Source organism: Burkholderia sp. WSM2230 (assembly GCF_000472445.1).
GTDB lineage: Bacteria > Pseudomonadota > Gammaproteobacteria > Burkholderiales > Burkholderiaceae > Paraburkholderia.
Genome location: NZ_AXAJ01000001.1, coordinates 881,022 through 903,784, shown reverse-complemented (window position 1 = coordinate 903,784; position 22,763 = coordinate 881,022). Strand labels below are relative to the sequence as shown.

Below are 22,763 nucleotides of genomic sequence, written 5' to 3'. Positions count from 1 at the left end.
CAGCACTGCCTGATGTGCCTCCCGTTCATCGCTATCGCTGGCGCAGCCAGACACGGCAAAGCGCAACCAGCTTGTCCACGTCGATAGGCTTGGACACGTAATCGTCCGCGCCCGCTTCGAGGCAACGCAGACGATCATTCGCCATGGCCTTCGCCGTCAACGCAATGATCGGCAAATGCGCGAAACGCGGATTGCGCCGGATCTCGCCCATTGCAGTCAGACCGTCCATCTCCGGCATCATGATGTCCATCAGGATCAGGTCCACCTCAGGGCCATTTTCCAGCGCCTCCAACGCCTCGCGGCCGTTGCGCGCGATCTGCAGTTTCGCGCCGAGCGGCTCGATCACATGCGAAAGCGCGAAGATATTGCGCACGTCGTCTTCGGCGAGCAGGATCGTGCGGCCCTCGAATGCATTGTCGCGCTGGCGCACGGTGCGCAGCATGCGCTGCTGCTCGGGCGCAAGCGACGACTCCACGCTGTGCAGAAACAGCGTCACTTCGTCGAGCAGGCGCTCCGGAGACTTGGCACCCTTGATGATGATCGACTTCGAATAGCGGCGTAGACGGTGCTCCTCTTCGTCGGACAGCATGCGCCCGGTGTAGACGATCACCGGCAGCGCGGCATGCTCCGCGTTGCCCGCGAGACGTTCGAGCAGATCGTAGCCCATGCCGTCCGGCAGCGCGAGGTCGGTCACGACGCAATCGAACGACAGCTTTCCTAGGTGCTCCAGCGCCTCCGACAACGTTGCGACTGCAACGATCTCGGTGTTTTCGCTTTGCAGCAGCGCGCGGATGCTTTCGCGCATCGGCGCGTCGTCTTCGATCACCAGCACGCGCTTCAGACGCTGCTGCAGGCGCGCTTCGAGACGGCGAATCGCGGCTTCCATTGTCGAGCGCGCGGTCGGCTTGAGCGTATAGCCTATCGCGCCGAGATGCAGCGCCTTGTCGGCGTGGTCTGTGGCCGACACGATGTGAATCGGGATGTGGCGCGTGAGCGGATCGTTCTTCAGCCACTCGAGCACGGTGAGGCCCGAGCGGTCCGGCAAGCCCACGTCGAGCAGCACCGCGGCCGGGCGCATGTCGCGTACGAGCGCGAGCCCGCTTGCCGCGTTGCTTGCATGCACGAAGTCGAAGTCGAGTTCATGCACGAGATCGCGCAGGATTTCGGCAAATGCGAGATCGTCCTCGACCGCGACGATCAGACGGCCTGCGCGCGTGCGATGGTCGCGGTCATCGGCAATAGCCGCAATGCCGCTCTCCTGTGCGCCGCCTGCGTGCGCGGCATTGCCGGCGCCCTCGGCCTGAGCGGGCGTGGCCGGCAACAATCCGTTGGCGGGTGTGATGACCCCGGGCGCCGCCTCGCGCCACGACGCGCCGGCGAGCAGCGCATTGTCCGCGCCGCCGTTTGCGCCTGCAGAACTCGGGGGCGTGTGCCGCTGCGAGGCCGCAGCCGCGCCTTCCCCGCCGGCGGCCAGCGCCGCGCGCGCATCGGTCGGCAACCATAGTGTGAACACGCTGCCCTTGCCGACCTCGCTTGCCACGGTGATGCGCCCGCCTAGCAAGCGGGCGAACTCGCGCGAAATGGACAGACCGAGGCCGCTGCCGCCGTACTGACGACTCGTCGATCCATCGGCCTGCTGGAATGCTTCGAAGATCATTTCCAGCTTGTCGGCCGCAATGCCGATGCCGGAATCGCGCACATCGATGCGCAGCATGCCGTCGTCTGCGGGGGCGACCGAGAGCGCAACCTCCCCGTGTTCGGTGAACTTCACCGCGTTCGACAGCAGATTGCGCAGGATCTGCGTGACACGCTGCCCGTCGCTCACGATGTTCTCCGGCGCGCCCGGCAAACGGTCGAATACCAGACTCAGTTGCTTTGCGCCCGCCATCGGCCTGAACAGTTCTTCGAGCGATTGCAGCGTGGCGTCGATAGAAACGGTTTCCAGCTCGACGCTTACCTGCCCGGCCTCGACCTTGGAGAGATCGAGAATGTCGTTGATCAGCACCAGCAGATCGCTATTCGATGCGTGGATGGTTTCCGCATAACGCACCTGCTCTTCGGTCAGATTGCCGCTGCGGTTCTGTTGCAGGAGCTTGGCGAGAATCAGTGAACTGTTCAGCGGCGTGCGCAGTTCGTGCGACATGTTCGCGAGAAACTCGGACTTGTAGCGGCTCGATTGCTCAAGACGCTCTGCGTTCGCGGCAAGGTCGTCCTGGGCGCGCAGCAGGTCTGCTTTCTGCCGCTCGAGCCGGTGCGCATACTCCTCGAGCTGCACGTTGGTCTGTTCGAGTTCCGCCTGCTGCGCCTGCAGGCGCGTCTGCGAGTCGAGCAGCGCGCGGCCGCGTTCCTCCAGGCCTTCGTTCGAAACGCGCAGCTCTTCCTGCTGCACCTGCAGCTCTTCGTTCAACTGCTGCGTTTCGATCAACGCATCCTGCAAGCGTTCGCGATAGATCGCTGCCTCGATGAAGTCGCCCATGCTGTTGCTGACGAGGTCGATGAACTCTTCGTCGCGCGGCGCGAGTGCGCGCATAAAGCCGAGTTCCACTACGCCGTTCACCTCGCCTTCACTCGCGACGGGCATGATGATCAGGTTCTTCGGCCCGCTTTTGCCCGTTGCGGAGACAACCTGTATGTAGTTCTCGGGCACATCGCGCATCACCACCATGCGACGCGAAACCGCTGCCTGACCGACCAGCGTGTCGGCTTCTGTGAACTCGCGCGCGGCGGCCTGCTCGCTTTCGCGGCTAAATCCGTAGGTCGCGATGCGGCGCAGTGTGCCGTGCCGTTTGTCGCGCACGTAAAGCGCGCCAACCACCGCGTCCAGGTACTGCGCGAGGCAATCGAGCATCGCACGGCCGACGAGTTGCGGCGTGGCCTGCCCGACCACGCGTTCCGCGAGCATGCGCTGCCCCGAGCGCAGCCACACCTGTCGTTCCAGCGCTTGCGTCTGTTCCGCCTGCTGACGCAAGGCCTTGTCGTACGCACCGGCCAGGTTGAGCAATTCGCGGCGGCCCATCCAGGCAAGCAGGCTGTTTATGCCGATGCTAAAGAGCAGAAACACGCTCACCAGTACTCCCGTGAGGCGTCGCGACGCGTCGCTGCGTTCCTGGCGCAGGCGTAATTCCACGGTGAGAAAGTCGTCGAACTCCTTTCGTATTGCGTCGAATTCCATCTTGCCGCGGCCGCTCGCGACGACACTCGCCACGTCCTGCATTCTGCGGCGCGAGTCGATCATGTTTTCGGCAAAGCGGTTCCAGCGCTCCTGAATCGCGGCGATCTGCTTGAGCTTTTCGACCTGCATCGGGTTGTCGGAGACCAGAGCCTGCAATTCCTCCATTTGCGCTTTGAACTGTGGTCCGCCGTTTTCGTATTGGACGAGAAAACTTTCGTCTCCCGTGATCAGGAAGCCGCGCATTGACGATTCGCGTTCCACCGCGAGGCGCAGCATCTGATTCGCCTTGCCGATCACGCGCTCCGAGTGCTCGGCGAGATTCGTGGTGGAAACGAGATATGCAATCAGCCCGACGAATACGGCTATCGTGATGAGGCCGACAAATAAGGGCAGCGCGATGTTGCGGCGAATGATGCCGCGAAAGTAGCGTTCGTCGACAACCTGGGATGCGGTCATTTTTTCTATGTTCGGCAAGACGGGTCGTTGCGATCCGGAATATTTTTCGGGAATCCCGCGCGTTTTCGTGTGTTTTCGTACGTGGTTACGCAAGCGCTTAATCATACCTGACGGGTCCTGCCTGTTGCGCGTGCGAGCACCGTTTCCCCTCGCTGCGCGAGGCGTGCAAAGACTCGCGCAACTTTGGCGGACCGGCTGCGGTCAATCATGCGGACAATGCAGTCCCGCTCATCCATTCAGCCCTCCTCAACCTGGTTTAGCCGATGACCGATAACGCCTCCGCTTTAATCCGAGTGCGATTGCGCAGTGCGCTCATTGCCGCGTTCTTTGTGCATGCGTCTTTGACAGCCGCTGCTTTTGCTGCCGATGCCGATGCAGCCCCACCGCCAAGCGGCACAGCCAGCAGCACGACAAGCGGCATCACGCATGTCGCGGTGCATGTCGAGCCGCCCGCGCAGGCGTCCCCGGTTGTGCCGTTGCCGCCATCCGAGCAATACCCCGAGCTCTATCGCGACGTGCAGCTCGCTCACCTCTTTCCGGACAGCAAGACTTTCGCCGACATGGTGCCGCTGCAGCCGCCATCGCAGATTGCCGGAAATTATGCGAGCGCGAAGCAGCAGCCGGGCTTCAATCTCGGCGATTTCGTCAAGCGTAACTTCGCGCTGCCTGCGAGGGCGTCGAAAAGCTATGTGTCCGATCCGAACGAGGACGTCGTGAGCCATATCGATACGCTGTGGACCGTCTTGCGGCGCGAGCCGGACTCCACTGCCAGCCGCTGGTCGTCGCTGCTGCCGCTGCCCGATCCGTACATCGTGCCGGGCGACCGCTTCGACGAAATCTATTACTGGGACTCGTACTTCATCATGCTCGGCCTGGAAGCGAGCGGACGTCACGCCCTGGTGGTCGACGCCCTGAAGAACTTCGCAGCCCTGATCGATCGTTACGGCCACATTCCGAACGGCAACCGTACTTACTACCTGAGCCGCTCGCAACCGCCGTTCTTTGCACAGATGGTGCGGCTCGTGGCCGACAAGGACGGCGACGCCGTGTATGCCCAATACCTGCCCCAGTTGCAACGCGAATACGCATACTGGATGAACGGCAGCGAGGGCCTCGCCGCCGGCCATGCGAGCCGTCATGTCGTGCGCCTCGCGGACGGCACGCTGCTCAACCGTTACTGGGACGAGCGTGCGGCGCCGCGCGACGAGTCGTATCGCGAGGACGTCGAGAGTTCGCAGCAAACGCCGCAACGCAATCCCGAGGACTTGTGGCGCAATCTGCGGGCGGGCGGCGAAACCGGCTGGGATTTCAGCTCGCGCTGGTTTGCAGACGGCAAGACGCTCGCCTCCCTCGACGTTACGTCGCTCGCGCCCGTCGATCTGAATTGCCTGCTGGTGGATCTGGAACGCGCGCTTGCCAAGGCGTACCGCATGCGCGGTGACGTCACGCATGCGGAGAACATGGCGCAGCGCGCCGCTACCCGCGCCGACACCATTCGCCGCGTGCTGTGGGATTCGCAATTGCAGGCATTCGGCGACTATGACTTCGTGCATCGCACGCTCACACACAAGCTGACTGCCGCCACCGTTTATCCGCTCTATACGGGCGTCGCCAGCCGGCAGCAGGCCAAAGCCGTCGCGGCAACCTTGCAGCGCGAGTTGTTGCGCCCCGGCGGCCTCGCCACCACACAGGTTGCGAGCGGCCAGCAATGGGACGCGCCGAACGGCTGGGCGCCGCTGCAGTATCTCGCGGTAATTGGCTTGCGCCGTTACAGCGAACCCGCGCTCGCGCAAACCATCGCGACGCGCTGGATCAGGACCAACGTCTCCTATTATCAGCACACCGGCAAGCTGGTTGAAAAATACGATGTGGATGCCGCCTCGCCGGGCGTGTCCGCGGGCGGCGGCGAATATCCATTGCAAGACGGATTCGGCTGGACCAACGGCGTATTGCGTACGTTGCTCGCGCTTTATCCGCAGGCGGTCAGTACTTCGCGTCCGAGCGATATTCCCACAGGCCCGGCGGGCGTATCGGCCGCGGCGGCGTCCGCCGCGGCGGCGCCGAAAAATACGCACCGGCTGCAAGGCGCACCGGCGAATCCGTAATCGCGGCGGTTACGCGAGCTTTGCGTGATCATTACGTAACCGTGGCGATTACGCTTATGTCATGCTCCGCTCAGAACCGGTAGTTGATCGATATGTCCGCCACGCCGTTGGCCTTGCGGTGCGTGACCGGACTATTCCCCGCGCTGCCGACTAGCTGCTGAAACGCGCCGTCGGCAGTGGCAAACCAGTGCTTGTCGAACAGCCACACGGCGCTGATGCCGAAGCCCACCGACTTGAAGCCCGCGCTTGCGTGATATTGCGGATACTGGGAATGCGCCGCCTGATTCTGATTCACGCCGAACCAGCTGTTCATATAAGAGGAGTCGGCGAGCGTCACATTCGGGCCGGCGAACCAGAAGAATTTCTTCGAGCTTCCCGGCATCGGCATATACGCGCCAAAATCGCCGATCCATCCATTGGAGCCACCAAAATAGCGGCGCACGTCCGCGCGCAATACCAACGGAAAGTCTTTCGATACCACGTATTCCCCTGAGAGCTTGAGGCCCGGAGCAGGGTTGATATTGCCGAGCCCGTTCAGTTCCTGCGGATCGTCGTGGCCGCGACGACCAAGGTCGTAGACCGCTGCGAGGCTCGCGCGCCAGTTCTGCCCCTGCGCGAAGTTGACCCCGAGACCTTCGCCGCTCGAGAAGAAGAACAGATCTTTATAGCGCACGTCGATGCTCGGTCCCGTCATCAGATGATAACGGTCCGAGCCCTCGTAGCGCGGTTGGAACGACGTCGCGGCGCCAATGCGCAACTGCCAGTCGGGAATGGTCGGCTGCCAGATCTTTTGCAGCGGGATGCCGACCGAGTACTGCCATTCGCCCAGCGGCGAAGGAGTTTGCGCCTGCGCCGTCCCCGGTAGCGCGGCGATGCCGCCAACAGCGAGCGCCGTCAAGGAAGTCGCCGCGATGCCTGTTTGTTTATTGCGGATCTTCCCGATCCACTTTCTACGGCTGTTGAACACCAATGCCTCCGATCTCGCGTATCGCGATGAGGGTTACGTTTCTCGCCCGACTCTTCGCGCTTCACGCAAAGAGACCCGGCGAGTGCCGCGTTGCCACCCGCAGCATGTAAGTTTTTCAGAAACGGCACGCGTTGCCCGGCAAAACCCGCTACTGCGCGACCTCCGCCTGCGGCTGTGCACAAGCTTCCACTGCGGTATTCGTCAGTACAGACAACACGAAAGTTTTGCCGACGGAGCTGCTGGTGCAAGATGTGGGCCTAAAGCCTCGACGCGTGCTTCGACCGTTCGACAAAGCGCCGCTGACACCGCAGCATGCGGCTACTGCCGCGCGGCGCGGCGCCGGTCGAAGGCACCAGCGGCATGAAGCAGGGGGCCTTATTGCGCCACTGGAACGAGCACCGGCTTGTCACGGTACAGATTGGGGAACAGGCGCTTCAGGTTGGCGACCTTCGGCATGTCGTTGAGCGCGATGTATGCGGAGTTCGGATGCTGCGTCAGATAGTTCTGGTGATAGAACTCGGCCGGATAAAAGCCTTTGAACCCTTCCACCTTCGTCACGATGGGCGCCGCGAATGCATGCGCCTTATCGAGCTGAGCGATATAGCTCTGCGCGACTCGCCGCTGCGTGTCGTTCAATGGAAACACCGCCGACCGGTATTGCGGACCGCTGTCGGGGCCCTGACGATCAAGCTGTGTCGGGTCGTGAATCACCGAGAAATACACCTGCAACAACTGCCCGTAGGTGACCTGGGCGGGGTCGAACGCGACTTGCACCGATTCCGCATGGCCGGTTGCACCACCGCTCACTGTTTCGTAATGCGCGGTATCCCGCTGGCCGCCTGAATAGCCCGACACGGCCTGCTTCACGCCGCGCACATGCTGGAACACGCCCTGCACGCCCCAGAAGCAGCCGCCCGCAAACACCGCGGTTTCTTCGTGAGCCGATGCTGCGGCCACTGGCTCATCCAGCGCGGGCGGCGCAATAGGCACCGCGTCTTCCGATGAAAACGCCGTGCGTTGCGCAAGAAGCAGCCCGAGCAGCAGCGCGAGCGCACCCAGGCCGCCGCCGGGAAAACGCCGCGCCGCGCGCGAGTCGGAGCGCTTACTGTCGATACATTTCTCGATGTTCATGATGTCCGTCCTGATTGCACCTGCACGAGAGCGATACCGTTCGGTTCACGAGTGTCTGTGCACCTGTTGCCCGACGCGAACGGCCCCGGATGTTGGTCGTGCGAACGCGGCATTAATGACAGCATGCGCGCGTTTCCCGCTTCGCGCAGGCCCACGCAGGCAGTGCGAGACAAAGTCAAAGCGGAAAGCGCGTAGTCGACAGGATTTCCTTGAGCACCATGAACGAGCGAATTTGCCGTACCCCTGGCAAATACAGCAACTGCTCAGCGTGCAGACGGTTGAAGCTGTCGCTATCGCGCGTGCGAATGGTCATGAAGTAATCGAACTCGCCGGTCACGACATGGCACTCCATGCAGCCAGGCACTTTCTGCGCGGCTTTTTCGAAATCGGCAAACGATTCGGGCGTGGAGCGATCGAGCACCACGCCGATGATCACCAGCATGCCCGCACCCGCCGACTTCGGGTCGATCAATGCGACCACGCCGCGAATCAGGCCGGATTCCTTCAGACGCTCGACACGCCGTAAGCAGGCCGGCGCACTGAGCTTTACTTTTGCAGCGAGCGCGACGTTCGAGATAGACGCGTCCGTTTGCAACTGGCGCAGGATCGCGCGGTCGATGCGGTCGAGCGACTCAAGCGAGCCGGGCGCTGCAACGGCCCGGGCAGCGGGAGTTGCCGACGTGCGGCGCACTTTCGTTTTGTTCAAAGGTGTCATGCCAAACTAAAAATAATTGAAGCCGGTTTCCGTACTACGGAAATTACGCCGGAAGCATTTTCTTCGCAAGCTCATTTCCCGCTGTTTTTTCTACCATGTGTTGAACGCGGGGCCCCTGCCCGCGCCGAACATCGACCACGGAGATGCCATGAACCTGCAACGCTTTCCCCGCTACCCGCTGACTTTCGGACCGACGCCGATCCAGCCGCTCAAGCGCCTGAGTGATCATCTTGGCGGCAAAGTGCATCTGTATGCGAAGCGCGAGGATTGCAACAGCGGCTTCGCGTTTGGCGGCAACAAGACGCGCAAGCTGGAATACCTGATTCCCGAAGCGCTCGCGCAAGGCTGCGACACGCTGGTGTCCATTGGCGGCATCCAGTCGAATCAGACGCGCCAGGTCGCGGCGGTCGCCGCGCATCTCGGCATGAAGTGCGTGCTCGTGCAGGAGAACTGGGTCAACTATTCGGACGCGGTGTATGACCGCGTCGGCAACATACAGATGTCGCGCATACTCGGCGCCGATGTGCGCCTCGTGCCGGACGGCTTCGACATCGGCTTTAGAAAAAGCTGGGAAGACGCACTGGAAAGCGTGCGCGCCGCCGGCGGCAAGCCCTATGCGATCCCGGCCGGCTGCTCGGACCATCCGCTCGGCGGCCTCGGCTTTGTCGGCTTTGCCGAGGAAGTGCGTCAGCAGGAGGCGGAGCTCGGCTTCAGGTTCGACTACATCGTCGTTTGCTCGGTAACGGGCAGCACACAAGCCGGCATGGTAGTGGGCTTTGCCGCCGACGGCCGCGCCGATCGCGTCATCGGCATCGACGCGTCGGCCAAGCCCACGCAAACCCGCGAGCAGATCACGCGAATCGCCCGTCAAACCGCCGAGAAAGTCGGCCTGGGGCGTGACATCACTGCAGAGGACGTGGTGCTCGACGAACGCTTCGGCGGCCCGGAATATGGTCTGCCCAATGCAGGCACGCTCGAGGCGATCCGCTTGTGTGCGCGCCTCGAAGGCGTGCTTACCGATCCGGTGTACGAGGGCAAGTCGATGCACGGCATGATCGAGATGGTACGCAACGGCGAGTTTCCTGAAGGCTCGCGCGTGCTCTATGCGCATCTTGGCGGCGTGCCCGCGTTGAATGGCTACAGTTTTATTTTCCGTGACGGCTGAAAATGCAATCACGCGGCGGCCGGGGATTCTCTTTGAATCTCGGGCCGCGGCCGCCTGGCACTCATACCGTCAGGCGCTTTTTCAAATGCTTGCGCAGAAAGTCCACAAAAGCGCGAATCGTCAGTGAACTCTGCCGGTGCTGCGGATAAACTGCATAAACGCCGGTCGCACTCGGCATGAATTCGTCAAGCACGGTGACGAGGCGGCCGCTTCGCAGCGCGTCGGCGACAATAAAATCAGGAAGCCGAACTATACCGAGTCCGGCCACGGCGGCCTCGCGAATCAGATCGCCATTATTGGCCCGCAGCGGCCCGTGCACCTCAAAGCTCTTCAATGCGCCATTCACGGCGAACTCCCACGCCACTACGCCGCCGTGCCCGTAGAGCAGGCATGAATGGCGCGCGAGGTCGGCGGGCGTCGCCAGCTTGCCGCGACGGCGCAGATAGCCGGGACTGCAACACGCGACGAAACTCACGTCGACGAGTTTCTGCGCGATCAGCGTCGAATCCGGCAACACGCCGATCCGCACGGCCATGTCGAAGCCCTCGCCGACCACGTCGACGGTCCGGTCGCTAAGCTCCATATCGAAGCGCACGTCGCGATGCTCGCGCAAAAAGTCGGCGACGAGCGGCGACAGATGCAACATGCCGAACGACATCGGCGCACTGACCCTTAGCAGGCCGCGCGGCCCGGCGCGCCGCAGCGACATGGCCTGCTCGGCATCCTCCACCTCGCTCAGGATGCGCTTGGCCCGCTCGTAGAATTCCTGGCCCAGCTCGGTCACGGCGAGCTTGCGCGTATTGCGCACGAGCAGCGGCACGCCGAGCGCTTCTTCCAGCGCCATGACGCGGCGGCTGACGAACTGCTTCGACAGCGACAGGCGCCTGGCTGCGGCGGTGAAGTTGTGAGCGTCGACGGTCGCGACGAAGATGCGCATGTCATCGAGTTGCATATTGATTGTCCACTCACATGAGACGGTCTTTCCGATTGACAAGCGATTATACGCACTGAAGTTGACCTACACTTCCAGTCATGGATCGCAGACAACCCAGTCCCGATCACCCCGCAACGAAAGTTGCATCCAACGAGGAGCACGACGCCGCAAGCGCCGCCTCCACAGGAGAAAAAAGATGCTTGAAATCAGACACGCCAATCAACGCGGCCGCGCGGAGCACGGCTGGCTCAGTTCGCGTCACACGTTCTCGTTCGCGCACTACCATGATCCGCAGCAGAACGGCTTCTCCGACCTGCTCGTGATCAACGACGACCGTGTCGCGCCGGCCCAGGGCTTCGGCAAGCACCCGCATCGCGATATGGAGATCTTCTCGTACGTGCTGGAGGGCGCACTGGAGCACAAGGACACGATGGGCACGGGCTCCGTGATCGTGCCCGGCGACATTCAGTTGATGAGCGCGGGAACCGGCGTCGCGCACAGCGAATACAACCATTCGAAGAGCGAGCCGGTGCACTTCCTGCAAATCTGGATCGCGCCGGCGCAAAAGGGCACCGTGCCGCGCTATCAGCAACAGCATTTCAGCGCGGAGGACAAGCGCGGCGCGCTGCGCCTCGTGCTGTCGCCGGATGGCGCGAACGGATCGCTGACGTTGCAACAGGACGCACGCGTTTATGCGGGCCTCTTTAACGGCGATGAAACGGCGCGGCTCGAACTGGCGAGCAATCGCTATGCGTATGTGCACGTGGCGCGCGGCAGCGTGACGGTGAACGGCGTCGAACTCGGCGAAGGCGACGGCGCGCGGGTGCGCGGCGAAGAAGCGCTGACCTTTGCGCAAGGCCATGACGCCGAGGTGCTGGTGTTCGACCTCCGCAACATCGAGGTGTCGGAGTTGTGGGCTTAAGCGGGCCTGGCGCTTTATCACCTCAGGTGTCGTTGTTGAAAGCCGCCCGGTTTGCACCGGGCGGCTTTTTTACGCGTGTTTTCCGCCGGCGCTTTCCGCGTTTCTCACCCAGCGTCACCATGAGCACCGTATACAGCCAGCGCGACGAGCAAACAAAAACGGCGGCCCGCGGGCCGCCGTCGTTCACTACTCGTCGAGCCTGATCGTCAAACAGCCGCTTCGGCTTCGACCTCGCTGACTGCTTCCGTTTCATCGCTGTTGCGGATCAGATGATCGAACGCGCTGAGCGATGCCTTCGCGCCCTCGCCGACCGCAATCACGATCTGCTTGAAGGGCACCGTGGTCACGTCGCCTGCCGCGAACACGCCCGGCACCGACGTCGCGCCGCGTGCGTCGACGACGATCTCGCCGTGCTTCGACAACTCGATCGTGCCCTTCAGCCACTCGGTGTTCGGCACGAGACCGATCTGCACGAACACGCCTTCCAGTTCGACCTTTTTTACTTCGCCCGAACGCAGGTCTTTGTAGACGAGCCCGTTTACCTTCTTGCCGTCGCCGGTAATTTCTGTGGTCTGCGCCTGCGTGACGATGGTGACGTTCGCGAGACTGCGCAACTTGCGTTGCAGCACTTCGTCGGCACGCAAGGTCGCGCCGAATTCGAACAGCGTCACTTCGCGCACAATGCCCGCGAGGTCGATTGCAGCTTCCACGCCCGAGTTGCCGCCGCCGATCACCGCGACTCGCTTGCCTTTGAAGAGCGGACCGTCGCAGTGCGGGCAGTACGCCACGCCGTGATTGCGGTACTCGCGCTCGCCCGGCACGTTGATTTCGCGCCAGCGCGCACCGGTTGCGAGAATGATCGTCTTTGCCTTCAGCACCGCGCCGTTCGCGAGACGCACCTCGTTGATGCGGCCCGGGATCAGCGCTTCGGCGCGCTGCACGTCCATGATGTCGACTTCATACGTCTTCACGTGTTGCTCAAGCGCCGTGGCGAATTTCGGGCCTTCGGTTTCCGTGACCGATACGAAGTTTTCGATGGCGAGCGTGTCGAGCACCTGGCCGCCGAAGCGTTCCGCCACCACACCGGTGACAATGCCCTTACGCGCGGAATAGATCGCGGCAGCTGCGCCGGCAGGCCCGCCGCCGACGATCAGCGTGTCGAACACCGGCTTCTTTTCCAGTTCCTTCGCGGCACGCGCGCCGGCGTTGGTGTCGAGCTTCGCGAGAATTTCCTTCACGCCGCTGCGGCCCTGGCCGAACACTTCGCCATTCAGGAACATGGTCGGCACAGCCATGATCTGGCGCGCTTCGACTTCGTTCTGGAACAGCGCGCCGTCAATCGCCACGTGGCGGATGCGCGGATTGATCAGCGCCATCACATTGAGCGCCTGCACGACTTCGGGGCAGTTCTGGCACGACAGCGAGAAATACGTTTCGAATTGATAGTCGCCGTCGAGACTGCGGATCTGTTCGATCACCGCGTCGTCGAGTTTGACCGGATGGCCGCCGACCTGCAGCAACGCAAGTACGAGCGACGTGAATTCATGCCCCATCGGAATGCCCGCGAAGCGGATGCCGATGTCCTTGCCCGGCTCGCCGATCGAAAACGACGGCTTGCGTTCGCTGTCGTCGCGCCGCTCCACCACGCTCACGCGTTCCGACAACGTCGCGATATCGTTCAGCAATGCCAGCAGCTCTTGCGATTTCGCGCTGTTGTCGAGCGACGCGACAATCTCGATAGGCCTGCTAACCTTTTCGAGGTATGTTTTCAACTGAGTCTTGAGATTGGCATCAAGCATGGCTATTCGATTCCGTGACGATGGGTGTTGGGTTCCCGGCACCGCACGCGTGCTGATAGAACGCGTGCGGCCCGGGAACGCGCGAACCGCTGCATGAAGCGGTCCGCACGTTGATGCGCCGCGAAGGCGCTACTGCCTGAAGCTTTGAAGCTGATTGCTCTGAAGCTGATTGAAGCTACTGAGCCAGCGAGACCTTAGATCTTGCCGATCAGGTCGAGCGACGGCGTGAGCGTTTCAGCGCCCGGCGTCCACTTGGCGGGGCAGACTTCACCCGGGTGAGCCGCGATGTATTGCGCAGCCTGCACCTTGCGCAGCAGTTCGCCCGCGTCACGGCCGATACCGTTGTCGTGAATTTCGCACAGCTTGATCTCGCCTTCCGGGTTGATCACGAACGTGCCGCGCAGCGCCAGGCCTTCTTCTTCGATCAGCACGTCGAAGTTGCGCGAAATAGCCAGCGTCGGGTCGGCGAGCATCGGGTACTTGATCTTCTGGATCGTGTCCGACGTGTCGTGCCAGGCCTTGTGCGTGAAGTGCGTATCGGTCGACACGCTGTAGATTTCAACGCCGAGCTTCTGGAAGTCGGCGTAGCGATCGGCCAGGTCACCCAGTTCGGTCGGGCAAACAAACGTGAAGTCGGCCGGATAGAAAACGAAAACCGACCACTTGCCCTTCAGGCTTTCTTCAGTGACGGTCACGAAATCGCCGTTGTGATAAGCCTGTGCCTTGAACGGTTTGACTTGACTGTTGATGATCGGCATTTGCTGAGTCCTCTTTCTGAGTGGTTGGAAAGTGGAGTCAGTATGTCAGACCACGCTTAATAGGTAAAGTGGATTGTTTTAATTCTATTGATAGATTCAATCTATCTGTTCCGACCCTTCCGGCTATCGGCTGCCGTCGGCTTTCAGGATTCGCCAGAGCGTAGTTCGGCCTATTCCCAGCGCCCGGCTTGCCGCCGCGCGGTTGCCGCCAGATTGTTCGAGGGCGCTCAGGACGTCGGCGCGGCTCGGTGTGGCGCGGGGCGCGGGCACGGCCAGGGTCGTGGCCGCGGCTTGGGCGGTGGCAGCACTTACCGGCGTGTCGCGCCCGCCTTCCCGCTTCATCCGCTCGAATTCGGGGAAAAGCGCGCGCAGATCCGGCCCGCTGTCGCCCTTGACGCTGCCTGCGGTGGCGTCGAGATAAATTGCCGCGCGCGCCAACAGATTTTCCAGCTCGCGCACATTGCCGGGCCATGCATAACCGCCGAACAGCGGCGCCAGAAACCGCAGCACCCGCTCGATCGCCGCCTCGGACAACCCATATTGGCGCGCGCTGCGGCTTAACAAGTGGCGGGCCAGCGGAGCGATGTCGGCGCGCCGCTCGCGCAGCGGCGGCAATTCTATCTGAAGCAGGTTCAGACGAAAATACAGGTCCGCACGAAACGCGCCCTGCTCGACGAGCGCATGCAGATCGCGATGCGTGGCGGCGATCACCCGCACATCGACAGGCGTCGCGCGGCCCGAGCCGAGCTTCATCACCTCGCGCTCCTGCAGCACTCGCAGCAGCCGGCTTTGCAGCGACGCCGGCATCTCGCCGATTTCGTCGAGAAAGATGGTGCCCGTGTGCGCAATCTCGAAAAGGCCCGGCTTGCCGCCGCGCCGCGCGCCGGTGAACGCGCCCTCCTCATGGCCGAACAACTCGCTTTCGATCAAGCCTTCCGGCAGCGCCGCGCAATTGAACGCGACGAACGGATTGCCGCGCCGCCGGCTTGCGTTGTGGATGCCCTGAGCGACCAGCTCCTTGCCGGTGCCGCTCTCGCCACTCAGCAGGACGGTGGCGTCATGCGCCGCGCCGGCGCGCGCGAGCCGCCGCACGCGTTCCAGTGCCGTCGACCCGCCGACCAGATCCTCCAGCCGATGCCGCGCGACCAGATGCTTCGGCCGCTGGCTCGTGCGCAGCGACCGGTCGATCCGCTGCGCGACAAGCGCGTCCTGCACCGTGACGACGGAGCCCGAACGCGAGCCCTGCTCGAGAATCGGCACGCAATTGACGATCAGCGAGCGTTCGCCTATCTGCTGGATACGCTCGTCGACGGCGCCGCCGCGTTCCAGCGCGTCGCGCAGCCACGGGCCGATCGTTCGGGCGAGCCCGGCAGACACGTCGCGATCGCGTTCGAGGCCCAGCAGTTCGAGCATCGCGGGATTGACGGCTTCCAGCTGACCGGCCTCGTCGAAAGCGGCCACGCCGTCGCGCAGATGCGCGACGATCGTGTTCAGGCGCACGCGCTTCGACTCCTTTTGCCGGCTCACGCGCGCGAGTTCGACCGAACGCTCGAACGCTTCTTCCACCGCGCCGAGCGAGTACAGGAACACGCTCGCGAGCCCCGTCTGCTGCGCGAGGTCGCAAGCCATGCCCGGACCGATGATGACCCGGCAGCCTTCGTCGGCGAGGTTTTTCACGACAGCTCTCACCTCGTCGGCCGAGCGGTAGGCGCGCTGCGTCAGGCTGACCTTCAACCAGCCGCCCAGATCGGCAAGTTCGTGCGAGATCGTTTCGTGCAGCACGAGGCCGATAGGCGCACCCGGCCACGTGGTGGTGGCGTGGGTGATTGCGCTCAGCACGTCGAAGCCGTTCACCTTGACCATGACGACCGGCACGCTCAGGTGGTCGCTCAAATAAGCGCCATTGGAGCCCGCTGCGAGGACGACGTCGACCGAGCCCGCATCCACATAGCGCTGCAGCGCCGTGACTGCGGCGCCGTAGCCTTCGTGGACCGCGAAAAACCTCGCGCGGCCGGCATAGCGCGGCGCGATAGTCTCGCAAAGCGACTGCAGGCGGCTGATACTGACGAGTGCGACGCCCGGCCGGCCCGGGTCCGCGTTGTTCAAGGACGGCGTGAAAGTGGGCAAGGCTAGCTCCAGACGGTCCTGGCTAAAACGGCGATGAAACGTCCGCGAAACGTTTCACCGAAACGTTCGCGCATTTTGCCACGAAACGCCGCTGCCTCCTCATGTGTCGCAAGTGTCTGATACGCCGGCGAAAACGCCGCGACGCGCCGAATGGCACGCTTCCTGCGCTACCAGCTTCCGTCAACCATCCCTCACTTTTCCGGAGCTACCATCATGACCACTTCCGCTACGCGCCGCGCCGCCTTCCGCACCAGGGTCAATCAACGTCAGGGGCTGCTGGTGCCCGGCGCGTTCAACGCGATGAGCGCCCGCGTGATCGAGGACGGCGGCTTCGAGGCCGTCTACATCACGGGCGCGGGCGTCACGAACATGTCGCTCGGCTTGCCCGACCTCGGCTTTATCGGTCTGGCCGAAGTCGCCGAGCACACCGCGCGGATTCGCGACGCGGTCGCGCTGCCGCTGATCGTCGACGCCGACACCGGCTTCGGCAACGCGCTGAACGTGCGCCAGACCGTACGCGTGCTGGAGCGCAGCGGAGCAGACGTGATCCAGTTCGAAGACCAGATCATGCCGAAGAAGTGCGGCCACTTTTCAGGCAAGGAAGTCGTCAGCACGAGCGAGATGGTCGGCAAGATCCGCGCGGCCGTCGACGCTCGCGAGGACGGCAACCTGCAGATCATGGCCCGCACCGATGCCGCGGCCGTGCATGGCATCGAAGACGCCATCGAGCGCGGTCATCGCTTCATCGAGGCAGGCGCCGACATTCTGTTCATCGAGGCGACCGAATCGCTCGCGGACATCGAACGCCTGCCGTCGCTCTTCGACAAGCCCCAGTTGATCAACATCGTGATTGGGGGCAAGACGCCGGTGCAGTCGCGCGAGGCGCTCGCGAAGCTCGGCTACGGCATCGTGCTCTACGCGAACGCGGCGCTGCAAGGCGCGGTGCTCGGCATGCAGCGCGCGCTCGGCAGTCTGCAGACGAACGGCCGCCTCGATGAAGATGCGTCGCTCGTCGCGCCGTTCAGCGAGCGCCAGCGTCTCGTGAACAAGCCGCTGTACGACCGCCTCGACCGCGAATACGCGGCGAAAGATTAAGCGGCGTGCATCGCTCGAAGCGTGTTGCCGTCGCGCGCGGGACGGCATGCGCCGTGCTGCGTGTGAGGGTCGGCGGTGAGGTCACGGCCAGCGTGCATGGCTCGTCGATACGGCGGGCCGGATTGCGCTAGGATTCAGGGCCGGCCTGGAAACGTAGAAACCGGCCATCGTCGCGCGACGTCGTCACATGGCGAAACCGCGCGCGGCGTGGCGGGCGGGCTGCGCCAGCCTCACCGCTACCGCACGTCCGCCTTATCGGCACGGCGCAAACACGCATTCGAAAGGTAGTCAAAAAATGAAGCCCATCACATCGCTCATCGCGCGTCCGGCGGGCGGCGTTCGCCCACACGCTCACAGCATTGTTGACGACGCAGCTCCTCGCAAATTGCCGGGAGCCTCGCGATGAGCGCAGCCAATGCGCCTCAGAAGCATGTCGGCTGGCTGCCTTATATCGTCGCGGCCACGTTTTTCATGGAGTATCTCGACACCACGGTCATCGCAACCGCGTTGCCGCAAATGGCGCACTCGTTCGGCGTCGGGCCGAATAGCATCAGCCTCGGCATGACGGCCTATATGCTGGCGCTGGCGATCTTCATTCCGGCGAGCGGCTGGGTCGCCGACCGCTGCGGCTCGCGCACCGTGTTCTTCAGCGCGATCGGCGTGTTCACCGTGGCTTCGATCTTGTGCGGACTGTCGCAGAACGTCGCCGAATTCACCGCCGCGCGTCTGCTGCAAGGCATCGGCGGCGCGATGATGGTGCCGGTGGGCCGGCTGATCGTGGTTCGCAGCACCGAAAAAAGCCGCATGATGCAGGCTATTTCCACCATCACCTGGCCGGCCATCGCCGCGCCGGTGGTCGGCCCGCCGATAGGCGGCTTCATCACGACCTACGCGTCGTGGCGCTGGATCTTTCTGCTCAATGTGCCGTTCGGCCTCGCGGCAATGGCCGTTGCCCTTGCCATGGTGCCGAACCTGCGCGGCAGCGAACGCAGGCCGCTCGACGTGGTGGGTCTCCTGCTGAGCGGCACGGCGCTCACCGCGATCCTGTACGGCGCGGAACTGGCGAGCCAGCCCGCCGAGAATCCGTGGGTGGCCGGCGCGATCATCGCCGCGGGCCTGCTGGTCGGCGTGGTCGCGTTCCAGCACGCGAAGCGGCATCCGCATCCGCTGATCGACGTCTCCACGCTGAAAATTCCGACCTTCTCCGTCACCGTGGTGACCGGTTCCTTCACGCGCATCGGCATAGGCGCCGTGCCTTATCTGATGCCGCTGCTATTCCAGGTCGGCTTCGGCCTGTCGGCGTTCAAGTCGGGGCTGCTGCTGCTCGCAAGCGCGCTCGGCAATCTCGGCATGAAGGCGCTGACCACGCGCATCCTGCAGCGCTTCGGCTTTCGTATGGTGTCGATCGTCGACGTGACGGTGGCGGGCATCTTCATCATCGCGTGCGGATTGCTCACGCCTGAGGTGCCGCTCGCGCTCGTGCTGATCGTGGTGTTCGTGTACGGCGTCGCGCGCTCCATGCAGTTTTCGACGCTGGCGACGCTCGCTTACGCCGACGTCGCACAGCCGCAAATGAGCGCGGCCAGCACGCTGTGGAGCGCGGCCGCGCAAATGACGATCGGGCTCGGCATTGCGTTCGGCGCGGTGTCGCTGCGCGCCGCCGCATTCTTCAACGGCGAGACCTCGGGCCACGCGTTCACGCTCGACGACTTCCGCCTCGCGTTCCTGCTGGCAGGCGTGTTGACGCTGCTGTCGGTGATCGGCTACATGGGTCTCTCGCGCGATGCGGGCCAGAGCATCGGCGGCGGCTCGCGGGGCGCGGAAGATCCCGCGAAGGGCTGACGCACGTCAGGAGACAAAGTGACGACTTTCAACGACCTGAGAATTTCGAGCGACAAGAACGAGCTCGACGTCGACATGGTGCATGCATTCCTCTCGCAGGAAACGCCGTGGGCGAAGGGCATGCCGCGCGAAACGCTGGAACGCGCGATTGCGGGGTCGCTGTGTTTCGGCGGCTACGTCGGCGGCAAGCAGGTGGCGTTCGCGCGGGTCGTCACGGACCACGCGACTTTTGCCTATCTATGCGACGTCTTCGTGCTGCCTGAACATCGCGGCAAAGGTTATGCGCACGCGCTGCTTACGCAGTTGTTCGCGAGCGAGTCGCTGCAGGGCCTCAGAAGAATCATGCTGGCGACAACCGACGCGCATCACGTGTATCGGCCGCACGGCTTCGAGCCTTTGTCGAATCCCGCGCTTTTCATGGAACTGCACAACCCCGACGTCTACACGAGCGCCTGATGCACCGGGCGCAATCACGAACACGCGCGCGTGCGCTGGCCGCCACGCGCGCCGGGGCGTCGTTCAGACGTACGCGCGCTCGCGCATCCACTTCGTCATGATCCACTTGTCGCCGGCCAGCACCGGCGCGCCGCCGTGCAAGGTCAGCGGATCGAGTTGACGCTGGCCATTCATATAGCGGAAGTACACGGCGCCGCCCTGCCTCGCCGCCACAGACAAGCCCGCTTCAGGAAAAATTGTTTCGCCGCCCTCGGGCACGTCGTTCAGATAGACGACGAGCGTCGCCACGCGTTGCCCGCCGCGAGCGGTATGCACTGCGCTGCCGGGCTGGTCGGGCGGGAAATAGTCGAAATGCGGCCGGTATTCGCCGGTCCGGCCGTAGTGGAGAATCTGCAAGCCTTCGCCGTTTTCGACCGGCCAGTTCATCAGGCTCGCGATCCGCTGGTCGATCCGCTCTATAAACGCGTCTTCGCCGCGCTGATACCAGATGCCTTCGCTCGTACGGTTGCGGATCACGTCTTCGCGGCCGGTCGCCGGATCGACGATAGTCGAGCGTTTCAGCCTATGGCGCGAACGCTCGATCATCTCGCCGCATTCCTCGGGCGAAAGCACGTTCCCGAACACAATCACCTGCGGGCGGTCGCAGCGCATCAGCACTTGCACGTCGCGGTCGAAGGCGCGGATCGTATTGCCGCGCTCGACGGGTCCGTCGTCATATTCGTACGCTGAACGCGCCTTCTGTGACTCTTGCAGATCTAGCGGCAAAGCGGCTTCGGTCCCGCCCGCGGAGGCCGGCAACGGCGCCGCGCCCATCGCAGTCAAGCCGAACGCGCCGCGCACCGCTCCGGCGGCTGCGTCGGAGGCGAAACCAGCCTGCACCATGGCCTCGATCATCGACTCCATCGTGCAGCCACGTGCTGCGTTGGTGCGCAGCCATTCCTGCCATGCGGCATCCACTACCGGCATACCTTTCCCCGCTGTTGGATAGAACAAGAATAGTGCATCGGCCAGGGCCCGCGCACTCAGGCGTGATGGTCCTGGCGCCGGTAAATGGCGAGCCCTTTTCTCGCGCGCGCGCGAATCGAGCGCTGCACGAGCGGCGACCACCCGAGCAGCGCGCCTCGTGCGCCCAGTGCCTGACGCATCCACGCCCACAAATCGAAGCTGTCGCGATGCTCGACGATGAGTCCATCGCGAAACGCAAAGCGCGCTTCGATCTGGTTCACGACCGGGCGGCCGGTCTGACTGAACACGTAGCCCGCGGTCCAGTGCGCGCGGCCGGTGTGCTCGTCGGCTTCCACGCTGTCGAAGGTCAGCGAGAAATCCTGCGCGCGCGTAACCAGCATGCGCCACATGTCGCGCACTTCGTCGCCGCGCAGTTCTCCGAATGCGGGATCACTGAAGACGATGTCGTCGGCATAGCAGGCAATCATGGTGTCGGCGTCGCGCCGCTGGAACGCCGTGTAGAAGCGTTCGATCAGTTGGATATTCGGATGTCTCATTTGTTCTGGTACTTGAGTTGCCGGCATTGAAGCGGGTTTTGAGCGGGTTTTGAGCCTGTTTAAGCCGATGAGGAAGTCCGCGACTTAAAGCGTATGGAAGCCGGATTGTATCCAATCGTCGCGCACGCTCCGGCAGCCGCGACGGCTACCCCTCGTGCGCATGAGCGCGAGCGCGTACCTCGGACAACGAAACGTCGACGAGCAGTTGACCCGAATCGAACATGGTCACCATTGCGTCCTGCCAATCGGCATCCGCGGCGCGGGTGTTTTCTTGCGGCGCGAGCGGCAGCGTCGCCGTGCGGTACTCGCCCGTGCGCCGATTCACGAGCAGCGTGAGCCGGCCTTTCATCGAGCGCTTGGTGGTGTCCGTAACGGGGTCTTTGGATACGTCATGCCACGTGTGGCCAAGGCGGATCGCCGAACACTTCATCGCGAAGCGCTGCGTGTCGCGATTGATCTGCTGCAGCAGCGCCCCGCCCATGCCGAACATGATGTTGTCCGCCGCAAAGCCCGCCTGCTCCATCGCGGCGAGAATGGCCACGAGCGAGTCCGGGTTCACGCCGTCGCCCTGAATCACGCGCACATTGTTGAGCACGCGCCAGCCCTTGTTGTTCACGCTGGATCCAAACGACGCCTCCAGGGCACGCAAGGTCTGCAATACGATGCTCCGCGGATCGCCCGAATCGGGGCGAATCACCAGCGTGCCACCGGAATCGAGCACCGCCTGCCTCAGCTCCGTGCCCCATACCTTCAGCGCAGCGAACAGATCGTAAGAGTCCGACACCACGGAAATGATTGCGCCCGGTCTCGCGAACTTCGCGAGCATGTTGCGATACGCATCGGTCTCGCGCTCGCGGCCCCATGACGTGATCGTGCTGTGCTCAGCGGCAGGCACCGAGAAGGCGGCCATGCTCTCGTTGTAGTAGTGATTCGCGGCCACGACGCCAAGCACCGTATCCGATCCCATGAAGCTCACGAGATGCGCCGCGCCGCCAATCGCCGCCGATTCCGCGCTCGACACGCCGCGCGCACCGAAGTCGTGCAGCTTGAACGGCAGTTGCGTGAGATCGTCGCTTGTCTTTTGCAGATACTCGCGAATCGTCTGGCGCAGATGCCAGCTTTGCGTCGCGACCGTGACCGGATACCACACGCGCAGCAGCATGGTCTCCAAGTATGAGGCGAGCCAGAACACCTTGGGGTCGTCGCATTCCACGGTAACCAGCACGTTATGCGTGGGCACCACCGAACCTTCGGGCACCGCACGAATGCGCACCGGCAGATAACCGCTGTGACGCTCGACGATATGACGCCAGCCCGCTTCGTTGAACGGTTCGCCGTGCGCGCCGAAAAACGCCTTGGCTTCGTCGATCATCGACGCCGTGATGGGCCGGCACAGATACTCCTTGATCAGCATCTGCAAGCCGAAAAAGAGCGTGCGGTCGTAGCGCCCACCGCGCGATTCGATGTATGAAAACATCGCCGATGCTTCCGGCGGGTACTGAAGAAAGTGCGATGCCTTGTATGAATCCGTGTTGAGAATCGGATTCGAGAGGATCGCGCAACCGCCGCCACGACCGCTGAACTCGTTGACCATGAAGAAACCCCGCACTCGGCTCG

The 22,763-nt window shown here is 63.3% G+C and carries 17 protein-coding genes; 6 read left to right on the top strand and 11 right to left on the bottom strand.

What is annotated here, in order from left to right; all coding sequences use genetic code 11:
• Positions 1-31: 31 nt before the first annotated feature.
• Positions 32-3,628, bottom strand: a complete 3,597-nt coding sequence (locus A3AC_RS0104115) for a response regulator (protein WP_025597549.1) — start codon at positions 3,626-3,628, stop codon at positions 32-34.
• Positions 3,629-3,891: 263 nt separating this feature from the next.
• Between A3AC_RS0104115 and treF the strand changes: the two genes are divergently transcribed.
• The gene (gene treF, locus A3AC_RS0104110; protein WP_025597548.1) at positions 3,892-5,733 is read left to right on the top strand and encodes an alpha,alpha-trehalase TreF; all 1,842 of its coding nucleotides are present in this window, start codon (positions 3,892-3,894) and stop codon (positions 5,731-5,733) included.
• 70 nt (positions 5,734-5,803) lie between these two features.
• Here the strand turns inward: treF and A3AC_RS0104105 are convergent, their stop codons facing one another.
• The 3 genes from A3AC_RS0104105 to A3AC_RS0104095 all read right to left on the bottom strand — a co-directional run bounded on the left by A3AC_RS0104105 (position 5,804) and on the right by A3AC_RS0104095 (position 8,537).
• Positions 5,804-6,700, bottom strand: coding sequence for a MipA/OmpV family protein (locus tag A3AC_RS0104105; protein ID WP_025597547.1), 897 nt, complete (start codon positions 6,698-6,700; stop codon positions 5,804-5,806).
• A gap of 375 nt (positions 6,701-7,075) precedes the next feature.
• Positions 7,076-7,831, bottom strand: a complete 756-nt coding sequence (gene msrA, locus A3AC_RS0104100; RefSeq protein ID WP_025597546.1) for a peptide-methionine (S)-S-oxide reductase MsrA — start codon at positions 7,829-7,831, stop codon at positions 7,076-7,078.
• Positions 7,832-8,006: 175 nt separating this feature from the next.
• The gene (locus A3AC_RS0104095) at positions 8,007-8,537 is read right to left on the bottom strand and encodes an Lrp/AsnC family transcriptional regulator (protein WP_025597545.1); all 531 of its coding nucleotides are present in this window, start codon (positions 8,535-8,537) and stop codon (positions 8,007-8,009) included.
• Between the two features lie 157 nt (positions 8,538-8,694).
• Between A3AC_RS0104095 and A3AC_RS0104090 the strand changes: the two genes are divergently transcribed.
• Entirely contained in the window at positions 8,695-9,711 is a 1,017-nt protein-coding gene (locus A3AC_RS0104090) for a 1-aminocyclopropane-1-carboxylate deaminase (RefSeq protein WP_025597544.1), read from the top strand.
• 61 nt (positions 9,712-9,772) lie between these two features.
• On the opposite strand, the gene A3AC_RS0104085 is transcribed toward A3AC_RS0104090, so the two are convergent.
• A complete protein-coding gene (locus tag A3AC_RS0104085; protein ID WP_025597543.1) occupies positions 9,773-10,663 on the bottom strand; it encodes a LysR family transcriptional regulator in 891 nt (296 codons plus the stop codon).
• Between the two features lie 178 nt (positions 10,664-10,841).
• Between A3AC_RS0104085 and A3AC_RS0104080 the strand changes: the two genes are divergently transcribed.
• Positions 10,842-11,567 (top strand): pirin family protein, encoded by a 726-nt coding sequence (locus A3AC_RS0104080; protein ID WP_025597542.1) that lies wholly within the window; start codon positions 10,842-10,844, stop codon positions 11,565-11,567.
• 206 nt (positions 11,568-11,773) lie between these two features.
• Here A3AC_RS0104080 and ahpF read toward each other — a convergent pair whose 3' ends face one another.
• From ahpF to prpR, 3 genes are all read right to left on the bottom strand, one after another.
• A complete protein-coding gene (gene ahpF / locus A3AC_RS0104075; protein ID WP_025597541.1) occupies positions 11,774-13,366 on the bottom strand; it encodes an alkyl hydroperoxide reductase subunit F in 1,593 nt (530 codons plus the stop codon).
• A gap of 194 nt (positions 13,367-13,560) precedes the next feature.
• Entirely contained in the window at positions 13,561-14,124 is a 564-nt protein-coding gene (gene ahpC, locus A3AC_RS0104070) for an alkyl hydroperoxide reductase subunit C (RefSeq protein ID WP_013341239.1), read from the bottom strand.
• A 123-nt stretch (positions 14,125-14,247) separates the two neighbouring features.
• On the bottom strand, positions 14,248-16,251 hold the full coding sequence (gene prpR, locus A3AC_RS0104065) for a propionate catabolism operon regulatory protein PrpR (RefSeq protein ID WP_025597537.1): 2,004 nt from the start codon (positions 16,249-16,251) through the stop codon (positions 14,248-14,250).
• 213 nt (positions 16,252-16,464) lie between these two features.
• Between prpR and A3AC_RS0104060 the strand changes: the two genes are divergently transcribed.
• The 3 genes from A3AC_RS0104060 to A3AC_RS0104050 all read left to right on the top strand — a co-directional run bounded on the left by A3AC_RS0104060 (position 16,465) and on the right by A3AC_RS0104050 (position 19,644).
• On the top strand, positions 16,465-17,346 hold the full coding sequence (locus A3AC_RS0104060) for an isocitrate lyase/PEP mutase family protein (RefSeq protein WP_025597535.1): 882 nt from the start codon (positions 16,465-16,467) through the stop codon (positions 17,344-17,346).
• A gap of 402 nt (positions 17,347-17,748) precedes the next feature.
• On the top strand, positions 17,749-19,188 hold the full coding sequence (locus A3AC_RS0104055; protein ID WP_025597533.1) for an MFS transporter: 1,440 nt from the start codon (positions 17,749-17,751) through the stop codon (positions 19,186-19,188).
• 18 nt (positions 19,189-19,206) lie between these two features.
• Entirely contained in the window at positions 19,207-19,644 is a 438-nt protein-coding gene (locus A3AC_RS0104050) for a GNAT family N-acetyltransferase (RefSeq protein WP_025597531.1), read from the top strand.
• A gap of 63 nt (positions 19,645-19,707) precedes the next feature.
• Here A3AC_RS0104050 and A3AC_RS0104045 read toward each other — a convergent pair whose 3' ends face one another.
• The 3 genes from A3AC_RS0104045 to A3AC_RS0104035 all read right to left on the bottom strand — a co-directional run bounded on the left by A3AC_RS0104045 (position 19,708) and on the right by A3AC_RS0104035 (position 22,740).
• Entirely contained in the window at positions 19,708-20,610 is a 903-nt protein-coding gene (locus A3AC_RS0104045) for a 2OG-Fe(II) oxygenase (protein WP_025597530.1), read from the bottom strand.
• Between the two features lie 56 nt (positions 20,611-20,666).
• Complete coding sequence (locus A3AC_RS0104040) at positions 20,667-21,146, bottom strand: nuclear transport factor 2 family protein (protein WP_025597528.1); 480 nt, start codon at positions 21,144-21,146, stop codon at positions 20,667-20,669.
• A gap of 145 nt (positions 21,147-21,291) precedes the next feature.
• Positions 21,292-22,740: a nicotinate phosphoribosyltransferase gene (locus A3AC_RS0104035; RefSeq protein ID WP_025597526.1), complete on the bottom strand. Its 1,449-nt coding sequence runs from the start codon at positions 22,738-22,740 to the stop codon at positions 21,292-21,294.
• Positions 22,741-22,763 lie beyond the last annotated feature (23 nt).